An 18,053-nucleotide genomic window follows, 5' to 3' on the forward strand; every position below is an offset into this window, starting at 1 on the left:
ACGGCGCGGACGCCAGACGTAAGAATTCGATATTCACTCGCGGAGGGTTAGCATGATCAAGTCGGAATTGATCGACAAATTGGCCGAGGCCAATCCCCATCTTTATCACCGCGATGTGGAGCGCGTCGTCAATACCATCCTCGATGGTGTCACTGACGCCTTGGCTGAGGGAGACCGTGTCGAGCTTCGCGGATTTGGTGCCTTTTCAGTCCGCCACCGTCCCTCCCGGGTCGGTCGCAACCCGCGCACCGGCGAAAGTGTCGCGGTAAAGGAAAAGCACGTTCCCTTCTTCAAGACCGGCAAGGAATTGCGCGAACGCGTCGATGCCTCGCGCGAGAGCAACCCCGAAATCGCCTGACGGAAATCGCCTGGCAGGACTGGCATCCGCGGGCGTTTTACCGTTTCCCTTTACGAGCGTTTAATGCGCCTCCGCGATGATCGCGGGGATGATCGCGTCTTCTGTGTCCTCTGTCGTCTCGACCCCGGCCATTGCCCGGGCCGCAAGGACGATTGCCACCGAGCAAACCAACCGGCTGACGGCCTGCGGGTCGTGCGGCAGTGCGGCGTGCGGTGGCTGTAGCGGCGGCGCCAAGGCAACGGCCCCAGACGCGCTGTCCGACAATGAGCACAAACAGGTCGACGCGCTGAAGGCGCGTGATCGCGAAGTCCGGGCTCATGAACGGGCACACCAGGCCGTCGGCGGGCAATATGCCGGCGCCGCCAGCTACACCTTCCAGAAAGGCCCGGACGGCCGCGCCTACGCCGTCGGTGGCGAAGTCCCCATCGATGCCAGCGAGATCCGGGGCGCCCCGCAGGCCACGATCGACAAGATGCAGCAGGTCAAGGCCGCCGCGCTGGCGCCGGTCGAACCCTCGGGCCAGGATCGCAAAGTCGCCGCGCTGGCCGACTCCAAGATCGCCCAAGCGCGCGCCGAGCTCAGTCGCCAACGCGGCGAAGCAGGCGGTGAGGGCGAGACCGCAGCGCCTGGGGAGAAGCTGCAACCCTCGCTGAACCAGCAGATCGCGGAAATGCGACAGGCTGATACGCAATCGGCAACGTCATCGGCATCAACGGCGCCGACCGACCTCACCGCCTATGCGGCCAATGCCTATCGGCATCAGGCATCGGCCGTATTCAGGGGGCAGGTCTGCGCGTCAGACCTTGCGGTTCCAATCGGCATGGCCGTCCAGCCAGGCAAAGCGCCGAACCATCCAGCCCAACCAGTCGCGGCGCCCTGAATGCCGCGGAATGACCGCGCTCACGAGCCGTGGCTCAGTTGTTTCAATCATCAATTCGGTCAATGTCATGGTCGCCTCCATTTCAAGCGATGACTTGATATAGGGGCCACATCGTGGCACTGACCAACGCGTTCTCAGGGGTCTGACATAAGTAATACTGATGAGTGCAGCGCCAAACCTCCCACCGATCAATGCCATCCGCGTCTTCGAGACGGCGGCCCGGCTGGGCAATTTTACGCGCACCGGCGAGACCCTCGGCATGACCCAGGCCGCAGTCAGCTATCAGGTCAAGCTGCTGGAAGACCGGCTCGGCTTTGCCCTGTTCGAACGCAAGGCCCGCCATGTCGAACTGACCCCGCGCGGCGCCCGGCTGGCGCGCGGCACTTCGGATGCTTTCCGCTTGCTGGAGCGCACCTTCCGTGATGTCCGCGAGGATCGCGACAGCGTGCTCTCGGTCACCGCCCTGCCCACTTTCTGCTCGAACTGGCTGGTCCCGCGCATCGGCGCTTTCCAGCTTGAGAACCCGCAATTGGCCGTGCGCATCGACAGCCGCTCCGACCTGGTCGACATCAAGGCCGGCGAGGCCGATATCGGCATCCGCATCGGCAAGGGCGAATGGCCGGGCCTCGAGGCCCGCCGCCTGTTCGGTGACACCACGGCGCCACTGGTCTCGCGGGCGGCCGCCGAGCGTTTTGGTCCCTTCAATCAGCCAGAAGACCTTTTGAAACTGCGCCTGTTTGGCCCGATGGGCTGGTGGCGGGCCTGGTTCACCCTGGCCGGTGGCGACGCGTCACGCCTGCCCGAACGCCCCGCGCTCGAACTGGAGACCCAGACCATGGAAGTCTCCGCCGCGATCGCTTCGGGCGATGCCGCGACCATGGTCTCGCCAATCTATTTCGCCGAGCAGATCGCGTCAGGCGCCCTGGTCGCGCCCTTCCACGCCGAGCTCGACCAGGACGATGCCCATTACATGGTCTTCGATCCGACCCGCGCCAGAGAACCCAAGATCAAGGCCTTCATCGCCTGGATGCTGTTCCAGCCCATGGCGTTCTGCCTCAACCGCTCCGAACCGGCTTTCCCCGAGGCGGGGAAGGCGGTGGTGAATGGTCAGCCCTAAGAGATATGCCGGCTGAGGCCCGATCATCGCGCGAAGCGCGTACGTCGCCATAGGACAGGTGCCCTGGCCTCGCTTCACAGAAGACTTCCCCCGCGCCCTTGAAACCGCTAACGCTCCGCCCATGACCGATATCAAGTTCTGCGGATTGAAAACCGGACGGGATGTCGCGGCGGCCGAACGGGCCGGAGCGCGCTGGACAGGGTATGTGATTTTCCCGAAAAGCCCGCGGCATGTCTCGCCCGCTCTGGCCGGAGAGCTGTGTCACCTGACCCAATCGAGCGAGACCGTGGCCGTCACCGTCAATCCGGATGACGACCTGCTGGCCCAGATTCGCGACGCCATGCGGCCGGACTGGATCCAACTGCACGGCTCGGAAAGTCCGCAACGCGTCATCCAGGCCCGGGCTTATGCAAAGCGGGGCATTATCAAGGCCTTGCCGGTGGCCGAAGCCAGCGATCTGGCGGCGGCCAAAGCCTATGACCGTGTCGCCGACATGTTGCTTTTTGACGCCAAACCGCCGGCCGGTGCCGATCGGCCGGGCGGGCTGGGTCATGGCTATGATTATGCTTTGCTGAAATCGCTGCAGATTTCCGTGCCCTGGCTCTTGTCCGGCGGGCTTGATGTCACCAATGTCTGCGCCGCTGTCGCGGCTGCCGGAGCCGGGGCGGTGGATGTCTCCTCCGGTATCGAAAGCGCGCCCGGCATCAAGGACACGGCGCGCATTGCCGACTTCGCGGCTGCCCTGGCAGCCTGCTGAGTCCCCTTCCAGCGCACAGGAGCGTGCCATGAGCGAAACCGTCTCTGCCGACACACGACCGAATGCGCTGTCAGCCTGGCCCGACCTGGACGGCCGCTTTGGCGATTATGGCGGTCGTTTCGTTGCCGAAACGCTGATGCCGAACATTCTCGAATTGGAAAAAGCCTATGAGGCGGCCAAGCTCGACCCGGCGTTCAAGGCCGAGATGGACTTGTTCCTGAAGGACTATGTCGGCAAGCCCAGCCCGATCTATTTCGCCGAGCGGCTGACCGAGGACTTCGGCGGCGCCAAGATCTGGTTCAAGCGCGACGAGCTGAACCATACCGGCAGCCACAAGATCAATAACTGCCTCGGTCAGGTCTTGCTGGCCCGTCGCATGGGCAAGACCCGTATCATCGCCGAAACAGGCGCCGGCCAGCATGGTGTGGCGACGGCGACGGTGGCGGCACGCTTCGGCATTCCCTGCACTGTCTTCATGGGCGCCACCGATGTCGAGCGGCAGGCGCCGAACGTCTTCCGCATGAAACTGCTCGGCGCCGAGGTGATCCCGGTGACCGCCGGAACCGGCACGCTGAAAGACGCCATGAATGAGGCGCTGCGGGACTGGGTCACCAATGTCTCGGACACTTTCTACGTCATCGGCACGGTCGCCGGCCCGCACCCCTATCCGGCCATGGTCCGCGACTTCCAGTCGATCATCGGCCGCGAGGCCCGGGCCCAGATGATGGACCGACTGGGCCGCCTCCCGGACGCCTGTGTGGCTTGCATTGGGGGTGGCTCGAACGCGATGGGGCTATTCCATCCCTTCATCGAGGATGAGGAGGTTCGCCTGATCGGGGTCGAGGCTGCCGGCCATGGTGTCGAGACCGGCAAGCATGCCGCCTCGCTGAAAGGCGGCCGCCCGGGCATCCTGCACGGCAACAAGACCTATCTCCTGCAGGATGATGACGGCCAGATCATCGACGCGCACTCGATTTCTGCCGGCCTCGACTATCCCGGCATCGGCCCGGAGCACGCCTTCCTGCACGACATGAAACGCGCCGAATACGTCTCCGCCACTGATGAGGAGGCGATGGAGATGTTCCAGCTCTGCACCAAGCTGGAAGGCATCATCCCGGCCCTGGAACCCAGCCACGCCCTCGCCCGCGTCCGCGACCTCGCAAAAGAACTGGGCCCCGACGGCGTCATCCTGATGAATATGTGCGGCCGCGGCGACAAGGACGTGCCGCAAGTCGCGCGCATGCTGGGGGTGGAGTTGTAGCCAGGGCCACATTCTACAGCGCGGTTGATTGTAGTGACATTTGTAGTTACAATCGACCATGTTCGAATGGGACGAGGCGAAGAACGCGGCGAATATCGCCAAACACAAGCTGAGCTTCCAGGAAGCCATCCAGGCTTTTGACGGACCGGTTTTCACAATCGTCGATGACCGGATGGACTATGGCGAACTTCGCGAAATATCGATCGGACTCATCAAAAGCCGCGCCATCGTCGCCATCGTTCATACTGACAGGCAGGGCCGCACACGCCTCATCTCGGCAAGGCGGGCCAACAAGAAAGAAAGGGCGCTCTATCATGGCCACTATCCGCAAGAAGCTCAGTGACATCCATGTCTCCGAAGCACGGATCGCCGAGATTGAGAACATGCCCGACGAGGACATCGACTATTCCGACATCCCCGAGTTGGACGAGGCATGGTTCGCTAGAGCCGAGTTTCGCATGCCTGTAACGAAAAAACAGGTCACCTTGCGCCTTGACGACGACATCATTGCCTTCTTCAAGGAGAGCGGAAAAGGCTATCAGACGCGCATGAATGCCGTGCTGCGAGCCTTTGTGGATGCGAAGAAGAAGCAGGCTTGAGTGCTATCGTGAAGACGCTATCAGCCAAGACACCCGGGCCTAAAATCGGCCGCGATGAAAAGGGCATGCCGAACAAGACGCGGCGGCTGGGCGCGGAACAGTGATGATTAGACGGATCCTGACCTGCTTGGCACTCGCCGCAGCCTTGCCCGCATGCGCGTCTAATGGCTTTTACGAACTCGCGCCGTCTCGCGACAACGCGGATGAAGCCATTGCGATGGCGCAGGACCACAGGGGGAGTTTGGCACTCTCCCTGAGCACGGGCGAACGAATGATGATGAACCAGCCGTATCGTGAAGCCGATACCATCTGCGGCACAGTCTATGAGCGGTCATCGAACACCGGAGATGACAGCCCGCGAAACGAGTGTGTGGACTTGGCTGAGGTTCAACAAATTCGTGTCTTTGGCTCACGGGTCAGCTTGGAAGGCGCCGCCAACAATGTCGGCGCTCTGGCACTTTTCCCGCTGTATGGACTGATATTGCTGGGCTGTGTGGCCGGCGACTGCGACCCCGAGAATTGAGACAAGAATGACCAACCGCCTCACCACCCGTTTCGCGGAGCTGTCCGCCTATAATCGTGCCGGATTTGTCGCCTATATGATGGCCGGCGATGGTGACAGTCAGGGCTTGTTGAATGCGCTGCCCGCGGCTGGCGCCGATGTGATCGAGCTGGGCATGCCCTTTACCGATCCGGCGGCCGACGGCCCGGCGATCCAGGCCTCGGCGCTGCGGGCGCTGGAGGCGGGGATGACGCTGAACGGCACGCTCGCCCAGGCGACCGAGTTCCGCAAACAGGACAAGACCACGCCGCTGGTCCTGATGGGCTATGCCAATCCGATCTTCTCGATGGGTTGGGAGGCCTTTGCCAAGGCGGCTGCCAAGGCTGGCGTTGACGGGCTAATCTGTGTCGACGTGCCACCGGAAGAAGACGACGAACTGCGCACGGCGCTGACGAAACAAGGCATTGCCTTGATCCGCCTGGCCACCCCGACCACCGATGATGACCGTCTGGCGACCGTGGTCGCCAATACGGCGGGCTTCGTCTATTACGTTTCGACGACAGGGGTGACCGGGGCCGGAACCGGCGTGGTCACCGAGGTGGGTGCCGCTGTCGACCGGGTCAAGGCCGCGTCCGGCCTGCCGGTTGCGGTGGGATTTGGCGTTCGCGAGCCTGAACAGGCCGAAGCGATCGCCAAGCGGGCCGATGCTGTCGTGGTCGGATCGGCCATTGTCGACGCCATGCATGAGGGCGGTGTCGACGGGGCGACCGGCCTGGTGAAACGACTGGCCGCAGCGGTGCATGCCGCACGGCGCCAGGGCTGACGGATAGGCCGTCGGGCCGCAAAGGGTACGGAAGACGCAATGACCGAGAAGTCGAACGGAATGAGCTGGCTGTCGAAGATCACGCCGCCAGGCATGTCGAAGATTTTTTCCAAACGCGACACGCCGGACAATCTCTGGGTCAAATGCCCGATTTCCGAGGAAATGGTCTTCCACAAGGACCTGGAAGCCGGCCTGTTCGTGACCCCGGCGGGTCATCACATGCGCATCGCACCGGCCTACCGTTTCCAGTTCACCTTCGACGGCGATTACACCGAAATCGACACGCCGGAAGTGGTCAAGGACCCGCTCAAATTCCGCGACGACAAACCCTATACGACGAAACTCGCCGCTGCCCGCAAGAAGACCGGCCGCGACGACGCGATGGCGATCGCCACCGGTTCAATCGGCGGCCTGGACGCTGTCGTCCTGGTCCAGAATTTCGCCTTCATGGGTGGCTCGCTCGGCATGGCGGCCGGCGAGAGCTTCATCAAGGCGGCCGAGACGGCTCTGGCCCAGAAGGCACCGCTGATCGTGTTCACGGCTGCAGGCGGCGCCCGCATGCAGGAAGGCGCCCTGTCGCTGATGCAGATGCCGCGCACCACGCTGGCCGTGGAAATGCTGCGCGAAGCCGGCCTGCCCTATATCGTCGTGCTGACCGACCCTACCACCGGCGGCGTGACCGCCTCCTACGCCATGCTGGGTGATGTCCATATTGCCGAGCCAGGCGCCCTAATCGGTTTTGCCGGTCCGCGCGTGATCGAGCAGACCATCCGGGAAAAACTGCCGGAAGGCTTCCAGCGGGCCGAATACCTGCTGGAAAAGGGCATGGTCGACAAAGTCGTGCATCGCGCCGACATTCCCGCTACACTGGCCCGCATGCTGAGGGTCATGATGAAGAAGCCGGGCACCTCCATTCCTGCCGCATTGACGCCCCCGCCGCCTGATCACGTGGTGACCGACGGGGGGAGCCATTAGCACGCGTCGACAAGCCCTCGACGACGCGCTGGCGCGCCTCGCGCGCCTGCATCCCCGGAAAATTGACCTCTCCCTGGGCCGCCTGCAACGGCTCCTGGCGGCGCTTGGCTCGCCACAGGAGCAATTGCCACCGACCATCCATGTCGCCGGTACCAATGGCAAAGGCTCGACCTGCGCCTTCCTCGCCGAAATGGCGCGGGCCAAGGGCGAACGGGTGCATATCTACACCTCGCCGCATCTGGTGAATTTCAACGAACGCATCCTGCTCGATTCAAAACCGGTCGATGATCGCACCCTGATCGAGGCTTTCGCCCGCTGCGAAGCGGCCAATTTCGGTGAGCCGATCACCTTTTTCGAGATCACCACCGCCGCCGCCTTCCTGCTCTTCTCCGAGCATCCGGCTGACCGCTTGATCCTCGAAGTCGGCATGGGCGGGCGGCTGGATGCGACCAATGTGATCGCCAAGCCGGCCCTGACCGTGATCACACCGGTCAGTCTCGACCACCAGGAATTTCTCGGCGAGGAGCTGGCCGACATCGCCCGCACAAAGGCCGGTATCTGCAAATTCGGCGTCCCTGCCGTGGTCGCCAACCAGTGCGATATCGCCGAAGCGGCCATTCTCGATGAAGCCCAGAAGATCGGCGCCCCGACCTATGTCTGGGGTCGCGATTACAACGCCTATATGCAGCACGGTCGGCTGGTGTTCGAAAACGACAGCCAGGTCTGGGACCTGCCAGCGCCCGGCCTGCTCGGACCGCACCAGATCCTCAATGCCGGCGCCGCCGCTGCTTGCGCGGCGATGCTGCAATGGCCCGAAGAAGCGGTCGCCAAAGGCATTGGCGATGCCCGCTGGCCGGGTCGCCTGCAACGGGTCTCAACCGGTCCGATCGGCGATATTGCCCGCAAGGCGGACTCCGAACTCTGGCTCGACAGTGGCCACAATGAAGCCGCCGCGAAGGCCCTCTCCCACGCGCTCGCCGACATGGACGAACGCGAGGACCGGCCGCTTGTCATCATTGCCGGTTTCACACCCGGAAAGGATGTCGAAGCCTGGTGCAGCCAGTTCGCCGGCCTTGCCCGCCGTCTGATCGCGGTCGAGTTCAAGTCAGGGCGCGGCGGCTCACAGTCCGCTGCCGATGTCGCCGCTGCGTGCAAGCGGGCCGGGCTTGAAGCCACCACAGCGGCAGGCCTGCTGCCGGCCATGAAGAATGCGATCAAGGAACGCCCCTCGCCGCGCATCCTGATCAGCGGTTCGCTCTATCTGGTCGGCGAAGCGCTGGCGCTCGGTGATGAACCGCCGCACATCACGCCGGGCTGACACCACCACACAACCGTTTGGCCGCAAAGAAAAAGCGGGCCTCCCACCGGGACGCCCGCCTTTCAATGTCGCGTGGTCGTCAGGACGCTTACAGCGTTTCCTGGACCCACTCGGAAATCTTGCCCTTGGCCATGGCACCGATCTTGGTCGAGACGACCTGACCGTCCTTGAAGATCATCAGGGTCGGGATACCACGCACGCCGTACTTGCCCGGCGTCATCGGGTGATCGTCGATATTGACCTTGGCGACTGTCAGCGCGCCAGACATTTCTTCGGCAATCTCCTCGAGCGCCGGGGAGATTTGTTTGCACGGACCGCACCACTCAGCCCAGAAGTCCACAAGGACCGGGCCGCTGGCATTGATCACGTCACTCTCGAAGGATTCATCGCTGACCGCTTTGGTCGCCATGGGACACTCCTTTGTTGGGGCGAATCCGCGGGGGCGGACTCAACTGATGGCGCGTGAGGTAAGGAGGGCCGGCCCTCCCGTCAAGCCGCTCCCGCGTCGAAGATGTCGTCAAGAACCGCGTCCGGAAGCGGCATCAATCGCGCCGCATCGGTCCACAGAAGGGCGCAACGCACGGATTTTCCGGGATGAACCGCCCGCAGCAGGGCGCGGTAGGTCGCCATTTGGCCGAGATAGACTTTCGCCACTGCAGCAACCTCGCTGGGTGGCGGACGGTTGGTCTTGTAGTCGATGATCAGGACCTCGTTATCGGTAACCACCAGCCGATCGACCTGGCCCCGGATGATGGTGCGATCCGGCAGGCCAGGCGCGTGACCGACGAGGGCGACCTCGGCCCGGCTGCCCGGTCCGAACAGCGGTGCGAAATCGGGATGGTCAAGAATGCCCAGGGTTTCGGTGATGATCTGCGCCCGATCCGCTTCGGCAATATCCGCCCGAACCGACAGGAAACGCTGCGCCGCCGCCTGGCGCCGATCCGGCGGCAGATCGGGCAGGGTCTGCAGCAGTTTGTGGATCACATCGCCGCGCCGGAACCGGTGTCCGCCCGGGTCAGCCAGGGGCGACCGGACGGCAGGCTCGTGCTCATCATCGGCCAGCAGGCTCGACGGCGCAGCGCTGCGGATCATGCCCCCTTCTGCCGCCGCTGGGGCAATCGCCCAAGTCGGGATGTCCGACACACCAGTGCGCGCAAGATCGGCAGTGCCAAGCGCGGTCGGGGCGGGTCCGAAGCGCAGGCCCGGCGCGCAGCTATCGACAACCAGATTCACCGGCGTGTCGATCTCGGCCCAGGTGTCGCCCGTCCAGGCATCGGACAATTGTTGATACCAGCTGTCTTCGGAAATTTGGCCAAGATCACCATGACCCTGGCGCCAACCGCACACGATCAGGCGGTCCCGCGCCCGCGTCAGGGCGACATAGAGCAGGCGCCCATGCTCTGCGAGCTGCTTGTTGGTGGCCGTCTCTCGCAGACGCGCCACGACATCGGGATCCTCGGCCTTGCGTGGTGACCACAGCAAGCCGCATTCGGGATGGGCAAAGACCGGATCGGTCTTGCCTGTGACCGGGCTGCGCGTGGTGTCCGGCAGGATGATCACCGGCCGTTCCAGCCCCTTGGACGCATGCACCGTCATCACCTGGACTTCGTCACGGTCGGCGCTCATCTCGCGTTTGATCTGGGTGTCCTCACCCTCGACCCGGGCGATGAAACTGGCCAATGCCCCGCCTTCATCGCGCTCATGCTGCAAGGCCCGTGCGAGGAATTCCTGCAGCGGGTCGCGTGCCTCTTCGCCGAGGCGGGCATAGATCCGTGCCCAGCGGGTCTCACCGGTTGGCGTGCGATCATTGAGAAATCCGGTGAACAAATCATAGAGCCGGGTCTTGTCGGCCTGGTCGCGCACGGCGGTCAGCGCGATACGGGCATCGGCGAAGCGCGGGTCCTCGCTGGTATAAAGCGCGTTCCACAATGTCCCGCGACGCTTGATGTCGGTCCGCGTGCGCGCGAGGTCGTAAAGCGCCTGCTCGTCAATGCCCGGCAGATCCGGATCCACCGGATCGAACAGGGGCGAACGCAGCACTTCCGCCAGGGCCAGATCATCGCCCGATGTCATTGCAAACCGGCCAAGCGCCAGCAAATCCTTCACCGCCGTCTGATCGCGCAGCACCATGCGGTCAGCGCCGGCCACCGGCACGCCCTTGACCTTGAGCTGACGGATGACTTCCTCGAAGAAGCCGCCGGTGCGGCGCCAAACCAGGATCGCGATGTCGGCCGGTCGCACCGGACGCTGGCAGAATTTTCCGCCCTTTTCCTCCCACACCGCATCGCCGCGCGCGATCATGTCGGCGATCTCGCCCGCCACGGCTTGCGCCAGCACGTCGCGGGAGCTGCCACGGGCGCGCTGATCGACCGGATCGAAAATCGAGCTTTCCTCGAGCTTTTCCGGCTTTGGCACTGCAGGCCATATTTCGACACAGCCCGGCGTGCCGGAACGGGCCGCTCGGTGGCCCTGATAGCGCGCGAAAGGCATGGCGCTAGCCCCCGCCAGGAATTTCACCTCCGGGGCCGGAATTTTCGCGGCAAAGGCTTGATCAACGGCCGCGAGAATTTCCGGCGCCGACCGAAAGGACACGTCCAGGCCCGGTCGCTCGAAGGGCTGCTCCACCGCAGCTGCCGACGCCGCGAGGTGATCGCCTTCGGCCAGGAAACGAGCCGGTTCGGCGCCCTGGAAGGAATAGATCGACTGTTTCTCGTCACCTACCACGAACAAGGTCCGGTCCAGTTCGCTCGCCCCTTCACCGGCAAAGAATTCTGTCGTCAGGCCGCGGATCATGTCCCATTGCCGCGGCGCCGTGTCTTGGGCCTCGTCGATCAGGGCGTGGGCGAGCATGCCGTCGAGCTTGTAGCCGACCCAACCCGAGAACGGATTCTCCGGCGCCAGCAACAGGCCAGCGAGGCGGACAAGGTCATCAAAATCAAGCGCCCGCGCCTGTTCAAGCTCGGCGTCATAAGCCCGGACAAAACAGTCAGCCACCCGCAGGGCGACCGCGCTGGCCCGCGCCATCGCCGCCCGCCCGATCATGTCGCGCACCGCCTCGAACCGCTCAGCCTCGGACTCCAACAGCGTGATGACGTGCGGCAGCGGGTCGGCAATCGCCTTTGTGGCCAGCGCGGCAACCCGCTTTCCCCGCCCCTTGTCCGTAAAGAAGAAAGTCAGGACCATATCAAAGGCCAGGCCGGGATCGGTCGCGGCCAGGGCCTGGCGCAGGATTTCGCCGCGCTTGGCATCGGTCGGCTTGCCGTCATGGCACATGGCATGGGCTGCCGCCTCAAGCCCGGCGCGGGGCAGGTCAGCGACTGCGTCCGCTTTCAAGGCATCCGGATCAGCACCGGCTGGCAGGTCGAGCACCGGCCAGAGCTGGTCGCTGAGCGCATCGACACCGCCGACCCGCTCGATCTCGGCCGCCACATCATGCCGATTGGACCGGGCCCAGCGCAGAATGGTGTCGATCGCCTCGGGCCCACCGGTTTCGATCAGCGTGTTGACCTCGTCCGGCGTCAGCGAGGCGAGCACGCGGCGGCGGGCCGCCTGCAGGGCGCGGCGGGCAGCGGCATCGTCCAGCGTTTCAAAGCCGGGCGGGGCACCGGCTTCCAGGGGGAAGCGGCGCAGCAGGTTTTCGCAGAAGGCATGGATGGTCTGGATCTTCAGCCCGCCCGGCGTTTCCAGCGCCTGGGCAAAGAGTTTGCGGGCCGTATTGGCCTCACCCGGCTTGAGCTCGCGGCCGAGCAGTTTTTCCAATTCTTCGGCAAGCGCCGCGTCGGCGGTGACCGACCAGTCGCCGAGCCGCTTGAACAGACGTTCCTTCATCTCGGCGGCGGCGGCCTTGGTATAGGTGACGCAGAGAATCGTTTCCGGCTTGTGGCCGGCGAGCAGTAGATTGATCACCCGGTCGACCAAGACCCGCGTCTTGCCGGAACCGGCATTGGCCTCGACAAAAACACTCGCTTCCGGCCGCGCCGCAAGTTGTTGGGCGACCGTCGCCGCCTGCATGATCTCGGGGTCGAACCGGGCTTCGCTCATGTCTCTTCCCCCGACGTCTCGCCGGCGGCGGAGGCCCATTCGCCGCGCCGGGCGAGATGGTCGAAATCCCCGTAATCATTCATGTACTGAACCCGGATCTGGCTCTCATAGGCCATCATTTCGTCATCGAAACGGGCGATCCAGCGGGTCAGGTCGGCGACCGCATTGCGGACGAATTCCGCCGCATCGGGCTGGCGGCCGCCATCAATTCTTTCCTCCTTGCCGCCACCGGCATTGCCCGGCAGCGAGACATAGAAGAGGCCCGCCGGATCACCCGCCGCCAGTTCGGGGAAGGCACCGGCCTGGGCCATGGCGGCGGTCAGCGGCAATTGCGGGTCAAAACCGGCGACGATCGATTTGGGCGAAGCGCTGCGCCCGGTCTTGTAGTCGATAATGTCCAGGCGTCCATCCGGGTGGCGGTCGAACCGGTCGGAACGGCCGGTCAGCGTCCAGCTACCCGCCGGCCCGTCAAACGACATGGCGCCGGAAATCTCGACCTTGTCGAGGCGTATGCTGCGCCCCCGGCGCCCCGTCTCCCACGCGATCAGCCACCGCGCCGCGCGCTCGAAACGGGCCCGTTCCAGCACCATCTCTTCCGGCCCGAACCCGGTGGCGGCGAGCTGTGTTTCGGCATGGGCGAGGAGTTGTGCCACGGCATCATCCGGCACTGTCTCACCCCAGCCGGGCACTACGGCCTCGAGCGCGTCGTGCAAAGCCGAACCCCGCTCCCGCGGACCCGGCGGCATGTCGGCCGGATCGAGGCGGCGCAGACCAAGGACATGGCGGGCATAGATGGCATAGGGGTCACGGACCCAGGTGCTGATCTCGGTGATCGACATCTTGCGGGGCCGCACCGCGACCGGCGGACGCGGCGCCGGGCGCGGGGCCGGTTGCGGCGGTCGGCCCGGATCATCCAGCGCCCGCGCCAAGGCGGCATAGTCGCGGGCTGGCTGCAGCGCGGTCTCTGCCGCATCCCCCAGAGCGCCGCGCGCCAGCGTCTTGAGACGCCACAGCCAGCGCGAGGCGACCGTGGGCGCGCCTTCCGACTTTTCTGACCGCGTCATGACCACGCGCGGCGCCGCCGCCAATTGTGCAAAATCATGCGCCGCCAGGCCGTAGCGCCGTTCCGGGGCGCCAAGGCCGACCGTGCGCCGCATTCCCGCCGACAGCCACGGGTCGGCACCGGGGCCGGGCGGCCAAACGCCTTCATTGAGGCCGGCCAGGACAACCCGGTCGGCGGTGATCAGGCGCGCTTCCAAGGGACCAAGCACTTGCAGGCGCGGATGCACACCCAGGCGCGGCGCGACCCGGCGGGAGCGGCACATTTCGCCGAACGCCGCCGCATAGTCGACGAGTCGCATCTCCGGCAGGCTTTCGCTTTCCTCCAGCAGCGAGCGCAACAGGCCGGCCGCCGCTTCGCCGCCTTCACCGCCCCACAGCGCGTCAGCACCCCGTCCCGTCCCGTCCTCGGCCAAGGCCTCGGCGGCCTCGGCATGCGCTCTCGCCCAGACGGCGGCCGGGCGCCGTTCCTCACCCAGCAAGCCGGCAAAGGCCGTATCCAGACGGTCGAGAATGGCAATGATCACGGCCCGGTCGTCATCGAACAATTTGACATGCTTGCCGTCGAGCCGGGCCCGTATCGCGGCGAGGTCCTGACCGGGACGGGCGCCGCGCAGGGCTTCCGCCTCGAACTTGGCCAGCACGGTATGGGCCTGGCCGCGCCTGTGGCCGGCCCGGAACAGGGGTGAACCCCACAATGCGGTCAGCGCGATGACGCTGCCGCAATCGGTCGCCGCGTCGAGCAGGCGGGTGAGGAAGGCGCCCGCCGGCGTCTCGACCAGGGCGGCGCCACCACTATCATCCAGACGCACGCCGAACCGCACCATTTCCGCTGACACCCGCCGCGCCAGCATCCGATCCGGCGTGACCAGGATGGCGGTCTCGTCGGGATGCTCCAAGGCTTCACGTAACAAGAGGGCACAGACCCGTGCCTCGCTGATTTCGTCCGGCGTTTCGATCAGGCTCAACCCGTCCAGGCCGGCGGTGAAGAAGTCGGCGCCATATTGCGCCTCCAGCGTGTCGATCCGGCTCAGCCATTCGTCCGTCGTGTCAGCCGGCCGCAGCGCTTCCGCGATGATACGGCGGCGCCGGGCCGCCGGTGCGGTCTCGGCCGCGCCAGGCCAGGCCCGCACAGCACTGCGCTCGACACCGACATCACGCAGGAAGGTTTTCATCGCCCATTGCGGATGATCATCAGCGATCGAGGCCCAGCCGGTGTCATCAGCATCCCAGTCGAAACCGGGCAGCACGACCGCACCCTGCGGCAGGCCGGCGATCACCGACATCAAGTCACGGGCTGCGGGGATCGAGCCGGTCGAACCGACGGCCAGAACCGGATGATCCGGGGCCTGCCGGCGCCAGCGCGCCACCAGCTCATGCAGGACCAGCGAGCGGCGCCGGGCCGCATCGGTCAGGCCGAGTTCGTCGAGGCGGGCCGGCCAGACGCGTTGCACGATGTCGAGAAACTCAACCGCTTCGCGCCGGTCGGCCGGCAAATAGCTGGTCACCGCCTCCTGCAGGGCCGACAAGTCGCTGACATCCTCGGTCGCCAGATCATCGAGCAGGGCCGCGAGCGCATCGGCCAGCGACAAGGCCCCGCCGACACCGATCGGACGCCCCAGCGCTGCCTCCTTGGCGAGGATGAGACGCGCCAGCTCATAGCGTCGACGTTCCGGCGAGATGGCCGGCGCCGCCAGACCGGCCAGCTCGCCCGGCTCAAACGGCGGATCATCGACATCAACATCCCCGATCGGACGGATCAGGGGCAGCAGGGCGACACCATTGCCAGCCAGATCGGCAAAGACATCCCCCAGCGCCTTCGCGGCCCGCCGCGTCGGGGTCAGGATGAGCAGGCGCGTCAGGGCGTCCGGATTGGCGGCAACATCGAATTCCTCGCGTAGCGTTGTCGCGATGGCGCGCAGGAAATCCGCCTGCGGCGGGATGGTGAAGAGGCTGGGCCCGGGCGTATCGAACAGGCGCGTGCTCACCGTGTCGGCCGGGCCAGTCGCGCTTCAGCCTCGGCCAGGGCGCCAGGATCGCCAACATGCATCCAGAAGGCCGGCAGTGTGGCGCCGTGCAGCCGCCCCTTGGCCGCCAGCTCACGCCACACTTCCATCATCGAGAAACGGCTGACGCTGCGCCCGGCGAGCGCCCGCGGATGCAGGATCTGGACACCGGCATAGGCATAGGGCGCCCGGTCAGCCTCGCCGCGAAACCGGACCTGTCCGCCAGGGTCGAGAAAGGCATCGCCCGGCCCGTCAAAACCCAGCGTCGCGTCCATGGGCGCCAGGAGCAGCAAAGCGTCCATGCGCGCGCCATCCCAGGCGGCCCGCAAACTGTCCAGTGAGGCGGCACCCTCTTCTTCCCAGATCGCATCGATATTGGCGATGAAAACCGGGTCGCTGCCCAGTTCGGGCAGGGCCTTGACCACGCCGCCACCGGTTTCCAGCACCTCACCACGCTCGTCGGAAACCGTGATCCGGGGCGCGCCGGTGCGGGCGTCGAGATGCGCCTCCATCATGTCGGCGAAATGGTGGACATTGACGACGCAGTGCTCGACACCGCCGGCGGCAAACCGATCGAGCGCCCAGTCGAGCAGGGTCTTGCCCCCGACCTCGACCAGAGCCTTGGGGCGGTCATTGGTGATCGGCCGCATGCGCGTGCCCAGTCCGGCGGCCAGCGCCATGGCGTTTCGGATCGCGATCATTTGTGAGCTTCCGCGAAGACCTGGGGCGCGTTCGACTTGATCCACATATGCAGCGGCATCAGGGCCGGGTGCTGCAGGTCGGCAACGAAGTGGCGGGCCACGCGCGGCAACAGGTCAAGATAGCGCTGCTTGCCGTCACGCACCGCCAAGCGCACGAAAATGCCCAGGATCTTGGCATTGCGCTGGGCCCCGAGCACGGCGTAGGCCGCGTCAAATCCCGCCACATCATCAATTCCGGCCTGGGCGACAAAGCGCGCTTTCAGCGGCACTGCCAGCTTGCGTTCAACATTGCGCCGCGCATCCTCGATCAGCGAGACAAGATCATAGGCCGGATGGCCGATCACCGCGTCCTGGAAATCAAGCAGGCCAATCTCGCCCTCAGCCTCGCGGTCCGGCAGGTAGATCAGGTTTTCAGCGTGAAAGTCGCGCAGGACCAGGCCTGGCGCGCAATGGTGCAAACGCTCGAAAGCCCGGCTCCAGATGGCCTGCCAGTCAGCGCGCGCGGACGCGCCAGGCGTCGCGCCTGCATGCTTGTCCAGGAACCAGTCCAGGAACAGGTCTGCCTCGGCCATCAGGGCGGTGTCGTCATAGGCCAGCAGCGGCCAGGACTGGCCGTCACGCTCGACCGCCGCGGGCAGGCTGGAGCGATAGATCGCCGCCAGAACATCGACCGCCTTGGCGTAGAGCGTGCCCTCATGAAGCTCACCGGGCAGCAGGCGCGCGAACAGGTCATCGCCGAGATCTTCCAGCAGCAGGAAGCCGGCCTCGATATCGCTGGCGAGAATGCGCGGCGCCGAGAAACCACGCTCGCACAAGGCATCGGCCAGCCCGGCAAAGGCCACCAGATTGGCGCCGGCGAGGCGGGCGACGGCATTGTAACCAAGCTCGCGTCGTTGCGCCGGATCGGCATCAGGCGGGCAGGCCGGCGCTTCCGCAGCGGCCGGCGCGTCCATCAGCATCGCCCGCGCCTCGCCGCGTTCAAGACGGATATAACGCCGCGTCGAGGCATCGCCGGGCAAAGGATGGTGTTTCGCATCCCCCCATCCGGCTTGGTTGAGAAAGGCGGCGATGGCCGCGTCCCGATCAGATATCGTCAAGGCGTGTCTCCCACTCCCCGAACCCTGTTAAGCCCGCCCGGCGCGGCCTGTCCATGGAATCGCCGGCGCTATCCCCGAGCATTTCCAGATCCAGCTCCAGCCGGTCATCCGGCGCTTGGCCGAATAACCGGTCCGGCCACTCGACCAGCATGATCGCATCGCCGAACGCGTCATCAAGGCCCAGCTCGTCCAGTTCGCTGGCGTCCTCGATCCGGTAGAGATCGGCATGCCACAGCTCGCCGCCGGACCAGTCATAGGTCTGGATCAGCGTATAGGTCGGGCTGGGCGCGTCATCGACGCCGCACAGGGTCTGGATGATGGTGCGTGCGAAAGTGGTCTTGCCGGCACCGAGATCACCGGTCAGGAAGACGGTATCACCAGCCCGGAGCACGCGCGCAAGGCGGAGCGCCAAGGCTTGTGTCGCTGCCAGATCAGGCAAGGAAACAGAGTTCGAATTCCCCATGGACTGCGCTTAGCGAAGCCCGTCGGCATCGGCAAGCGGTGAGGCTGAATCTTGACTCCCCCGTGAACGCTGTTCATGTGCAAGGGACCCAACGGA

Annotated in this window: 17 protein-coding genes; 11 read left to right on the forward strand and 6 right to left on the reverse strand. The window is 65.2% G+C overall.

Annotation, left to right across the window (positions count from 1 at the left end; all coding sequences use genetic code 11):
* Window positions 1-52 precede the first annotated feature (52 nt).
* From AWH62_RS15755 to AWH62_RS15805, 11 genes are all read left to right on the forward strand, one after another.
* The gene (locus AWH62_RS15755; protein WP_075191443.1) at window positions 53-358 is read left to right on the forward strand and encodes an integration host factor subunit beta; all 306 of its coding nucleotides are present in this window, start codon (window positions 53-55) and stop codon (window positions 356-358) included.
* An 88-nt stretch (window positions 359-446) separates the two neighbouring features.
* Window positions 447-1,238: a putative metalloprotease CJM1_0395 family protein gene (locus AWH62_RS15760; protein WP_198928915.1), complete on the forward strand. Its 792-nt coding sequence runs from the start codon at window positions 447-449 to the stop codon at window positions 1,236-1,238.
* A gap of 160 nt (window positions 1,239-1,398) precedes the next feature.
* Window positions 1,399-2,355: a LysR substrate-binding domain-containing protein gene (locus tag AWH62_RS15765; protein ID WP_075191445.1), complete on the forward strand. Its 957-nt coding sequence runs from the start codon at window positions 1,399-1,401 to the stop codon at window positions 2,353-2,355.
* Window positions 2,356-2,476: 121 nt separating this feature from the next.
* Window positions 2,477-3,112 (forward strand): phosphoribosylanthranilate isomerase, encoded by a 636-nt coding sequence (locus AWH62_RS15770; protein ID WP_075191446.1) that lies wholly within the window; start codon window positions 2,477-2,479, stop codon window positions 3,110-3,112.
* 28 nt (window positions 3,113-3,140) lie between these two features.
* On the forward strand, window positions 3,141-4,373 hold the full coding sequence (gene trpB / locus AWH62_RS15775; protein ID WP_075191447.1) for a tryptophan synthase subunit beta: 1,233 nt from the start codon (window positions 3,141-3,143) through the stop codon (window positions 4,371-4,373).
* A gap of 58 nt (window positions 4,374-4,431) precedes the next feature.
* On the forward strand, window positions 4,432-4,716 hold the full coding sequence (locus AWH62_RS15780) for a BrnT family toxin (RefSeq protein WP_075191448.1): 285 nt from the start codon (window positions 4,432-4,434) through the stop codon (window positions 4,714-4,716).
* Window positions 4,688-4,972 carry a BrnA antitoxin family protein gene (locus tag AWH62_RS15785; RefSeq protein WP_075191449.1) on the forward strand — a complete coding sequence of 95 codons (285 nt, stop codon included), beginning with the start codon at window positions 4,688-4,690 and terminating at the stop codon, window positions 4,970-4,972. Before AWH62_RS15780 ends, AWH62_RS15785 begins: the two co-directional genes overlap by 29 nt.
* Before the next feature lie 127 nt (window positions 4,973-5,099).
* Window positions 5,100-5,495, forward strand: coding sequence for a hypothetical protein (locus AWH62_RS16910; RefSeq protein WP_143743106.1), 396 nt, complete (start codon window positions 5,100-5,102; stop codon window positions 5,493-5,495).
* 7 nt (window positions 5,496-5,502) lie between these two features.
* Complete coding sequence (gene trpA / locus AWH62_RS15795; protein WP_075191451.1) at window positions 5,503-6,297, forward strand: tryptophan synthase subunit alpha; 795 nt, start codon at window positions 5,503-5,505, stop codon at window positions 6,295-6,297.
* Window positions 6,298-6,357: 60 nt separating this feature from the next.
* The gene (accD, locus tag AWH62_RS15800) at window positions 6,358-7,272 is read left to right on the forward strand and encodes an acetyl-CoA carboxylase, carboxyltransferase subunit beta (RefSeq protein WP_170150466.1); all 915 of its coding nucleotides are present in this window, start codon (window positions 6,358-6,360) and stop codon (window positions 7,270-7,272) included.
* Window positions 7,268-8,590 carry a folylpolyglutamate synthase/dihydrofolate synthase family protein gene (locus tag AWH62_RS15805; RefSeq protein ID WP_075191453.1) on the forward strand — a complete coding sequence of 441 codons (1,323 nt, stop codon included), beginning with the start codon at window positions 7,268-7,270 and terminating at the stop codon, window positions 8,588-8,590. The genes accD and AWH62_RS15805 overlap by 5 nt, the downstream gene beginning before the upstream one ends.
* An 88-nt stretch (window positions 8,591-8,678) precedes the next feature.
* Here the strand turns inward: AWH62_RS15805 and trxA are convergent, their stop codons facing one another.
* From trxA to tsaE, 6 genes are all read right to left on the reverse strand, one after another.
* A complete protein-coding gene (gene trxA, locus AWH62_RS15810; protein ID WP_075191454.1) occupies window positions 8,679-8,999 on the reverse strand; it encodes a thioredoxin TrxA in 321 nt (106 codons plus the stop codon).
* 80 nt (window positions 9,000-9,079) lie between these two features.
* A complete protein-coding gene (gene addA, locus AWH62_RS15815) occupies window positions 9,080-12,631 on the reverse strand; it encodes a double-strand break repair helicase AddA (RefSeq protein ID WP_075191455.1) in 3,552 nt (1,183 codons plus the stop codon).
* On the reverse strand, window positions 12,628-15,678 hold the full coding sequence (addB, locus tag AWH62_RS15820) for a double-strand break repair protein AddB (protein WP_075191456.1): 3,051 nt from the start codon (window positions 15,676-15,678) through the stop codon (window positions 12,628-12,630). Before addB ends, addA begins: the two co-directional genes overlap by 4 nt.
* Window positions 15,675-16,397 carry a nucleotidyltransferase family protein gene (locus tag AWH62_RS15825; RefSeq protein ID WP_075191457.1) on the reverse strand — a complete coding sequence of 241 codons (723 nt, stop codon included), beginning with the start codon at window positions 16,395-16,397 and terminating at the stop codon, window positions 15,675-15,677. Before AWH62_RS15825 ends, addB begins: the two co-directional genes overlap by 4 nt.
* Window positions 16,394-17,494 (reverse strand): aminoglycoside phosphotransferase family protein, encoded by a 1,101-nt coding sequence (locus tag AWH62_RS15830; protein WP_075191458.1) that lies wholly within the window; start codon window positions 17,492-17,494, stop codon window positions 16,394-16,396. Before AWH62_RS15830 ends, AWH62_RS15825 begins: the two co-directional genes overlap by 4 nt.
* The gene (gene tsaE, locus AWH62_RS15835; protein ID WP_075191459.1) at window positions 17,481-17,957 is read right to left on the reverse strand and encodes a tRNA (adenosine(37)-N6)-threonylcarbamoyltransferase complex ATPase subunit type 1 TsaE; all 477 of its coding nucleotides are present in this window, start codon (window positions 17,955-17,957) and stop codon (window positions 17,481-17,483) included. Before tsaE ends, AWH62_RS15830 begins: the two co-directional genes overlap by 14 nt.
* Window positions 17,958-18,053: the final 96 nt, after the last annotated feature.

It is taken from the genome of Maricaulis sp. W15 (genome assembly GCF_001924955.1).
In the GTDB taxonomy this organism is placed as follows: domain Bacteria; phylum Pseudomonadota; class Alphaproteobacteria; order Caulobacterales; family Maricaulaceae; genus Maricaulis; species Maricaulis maris.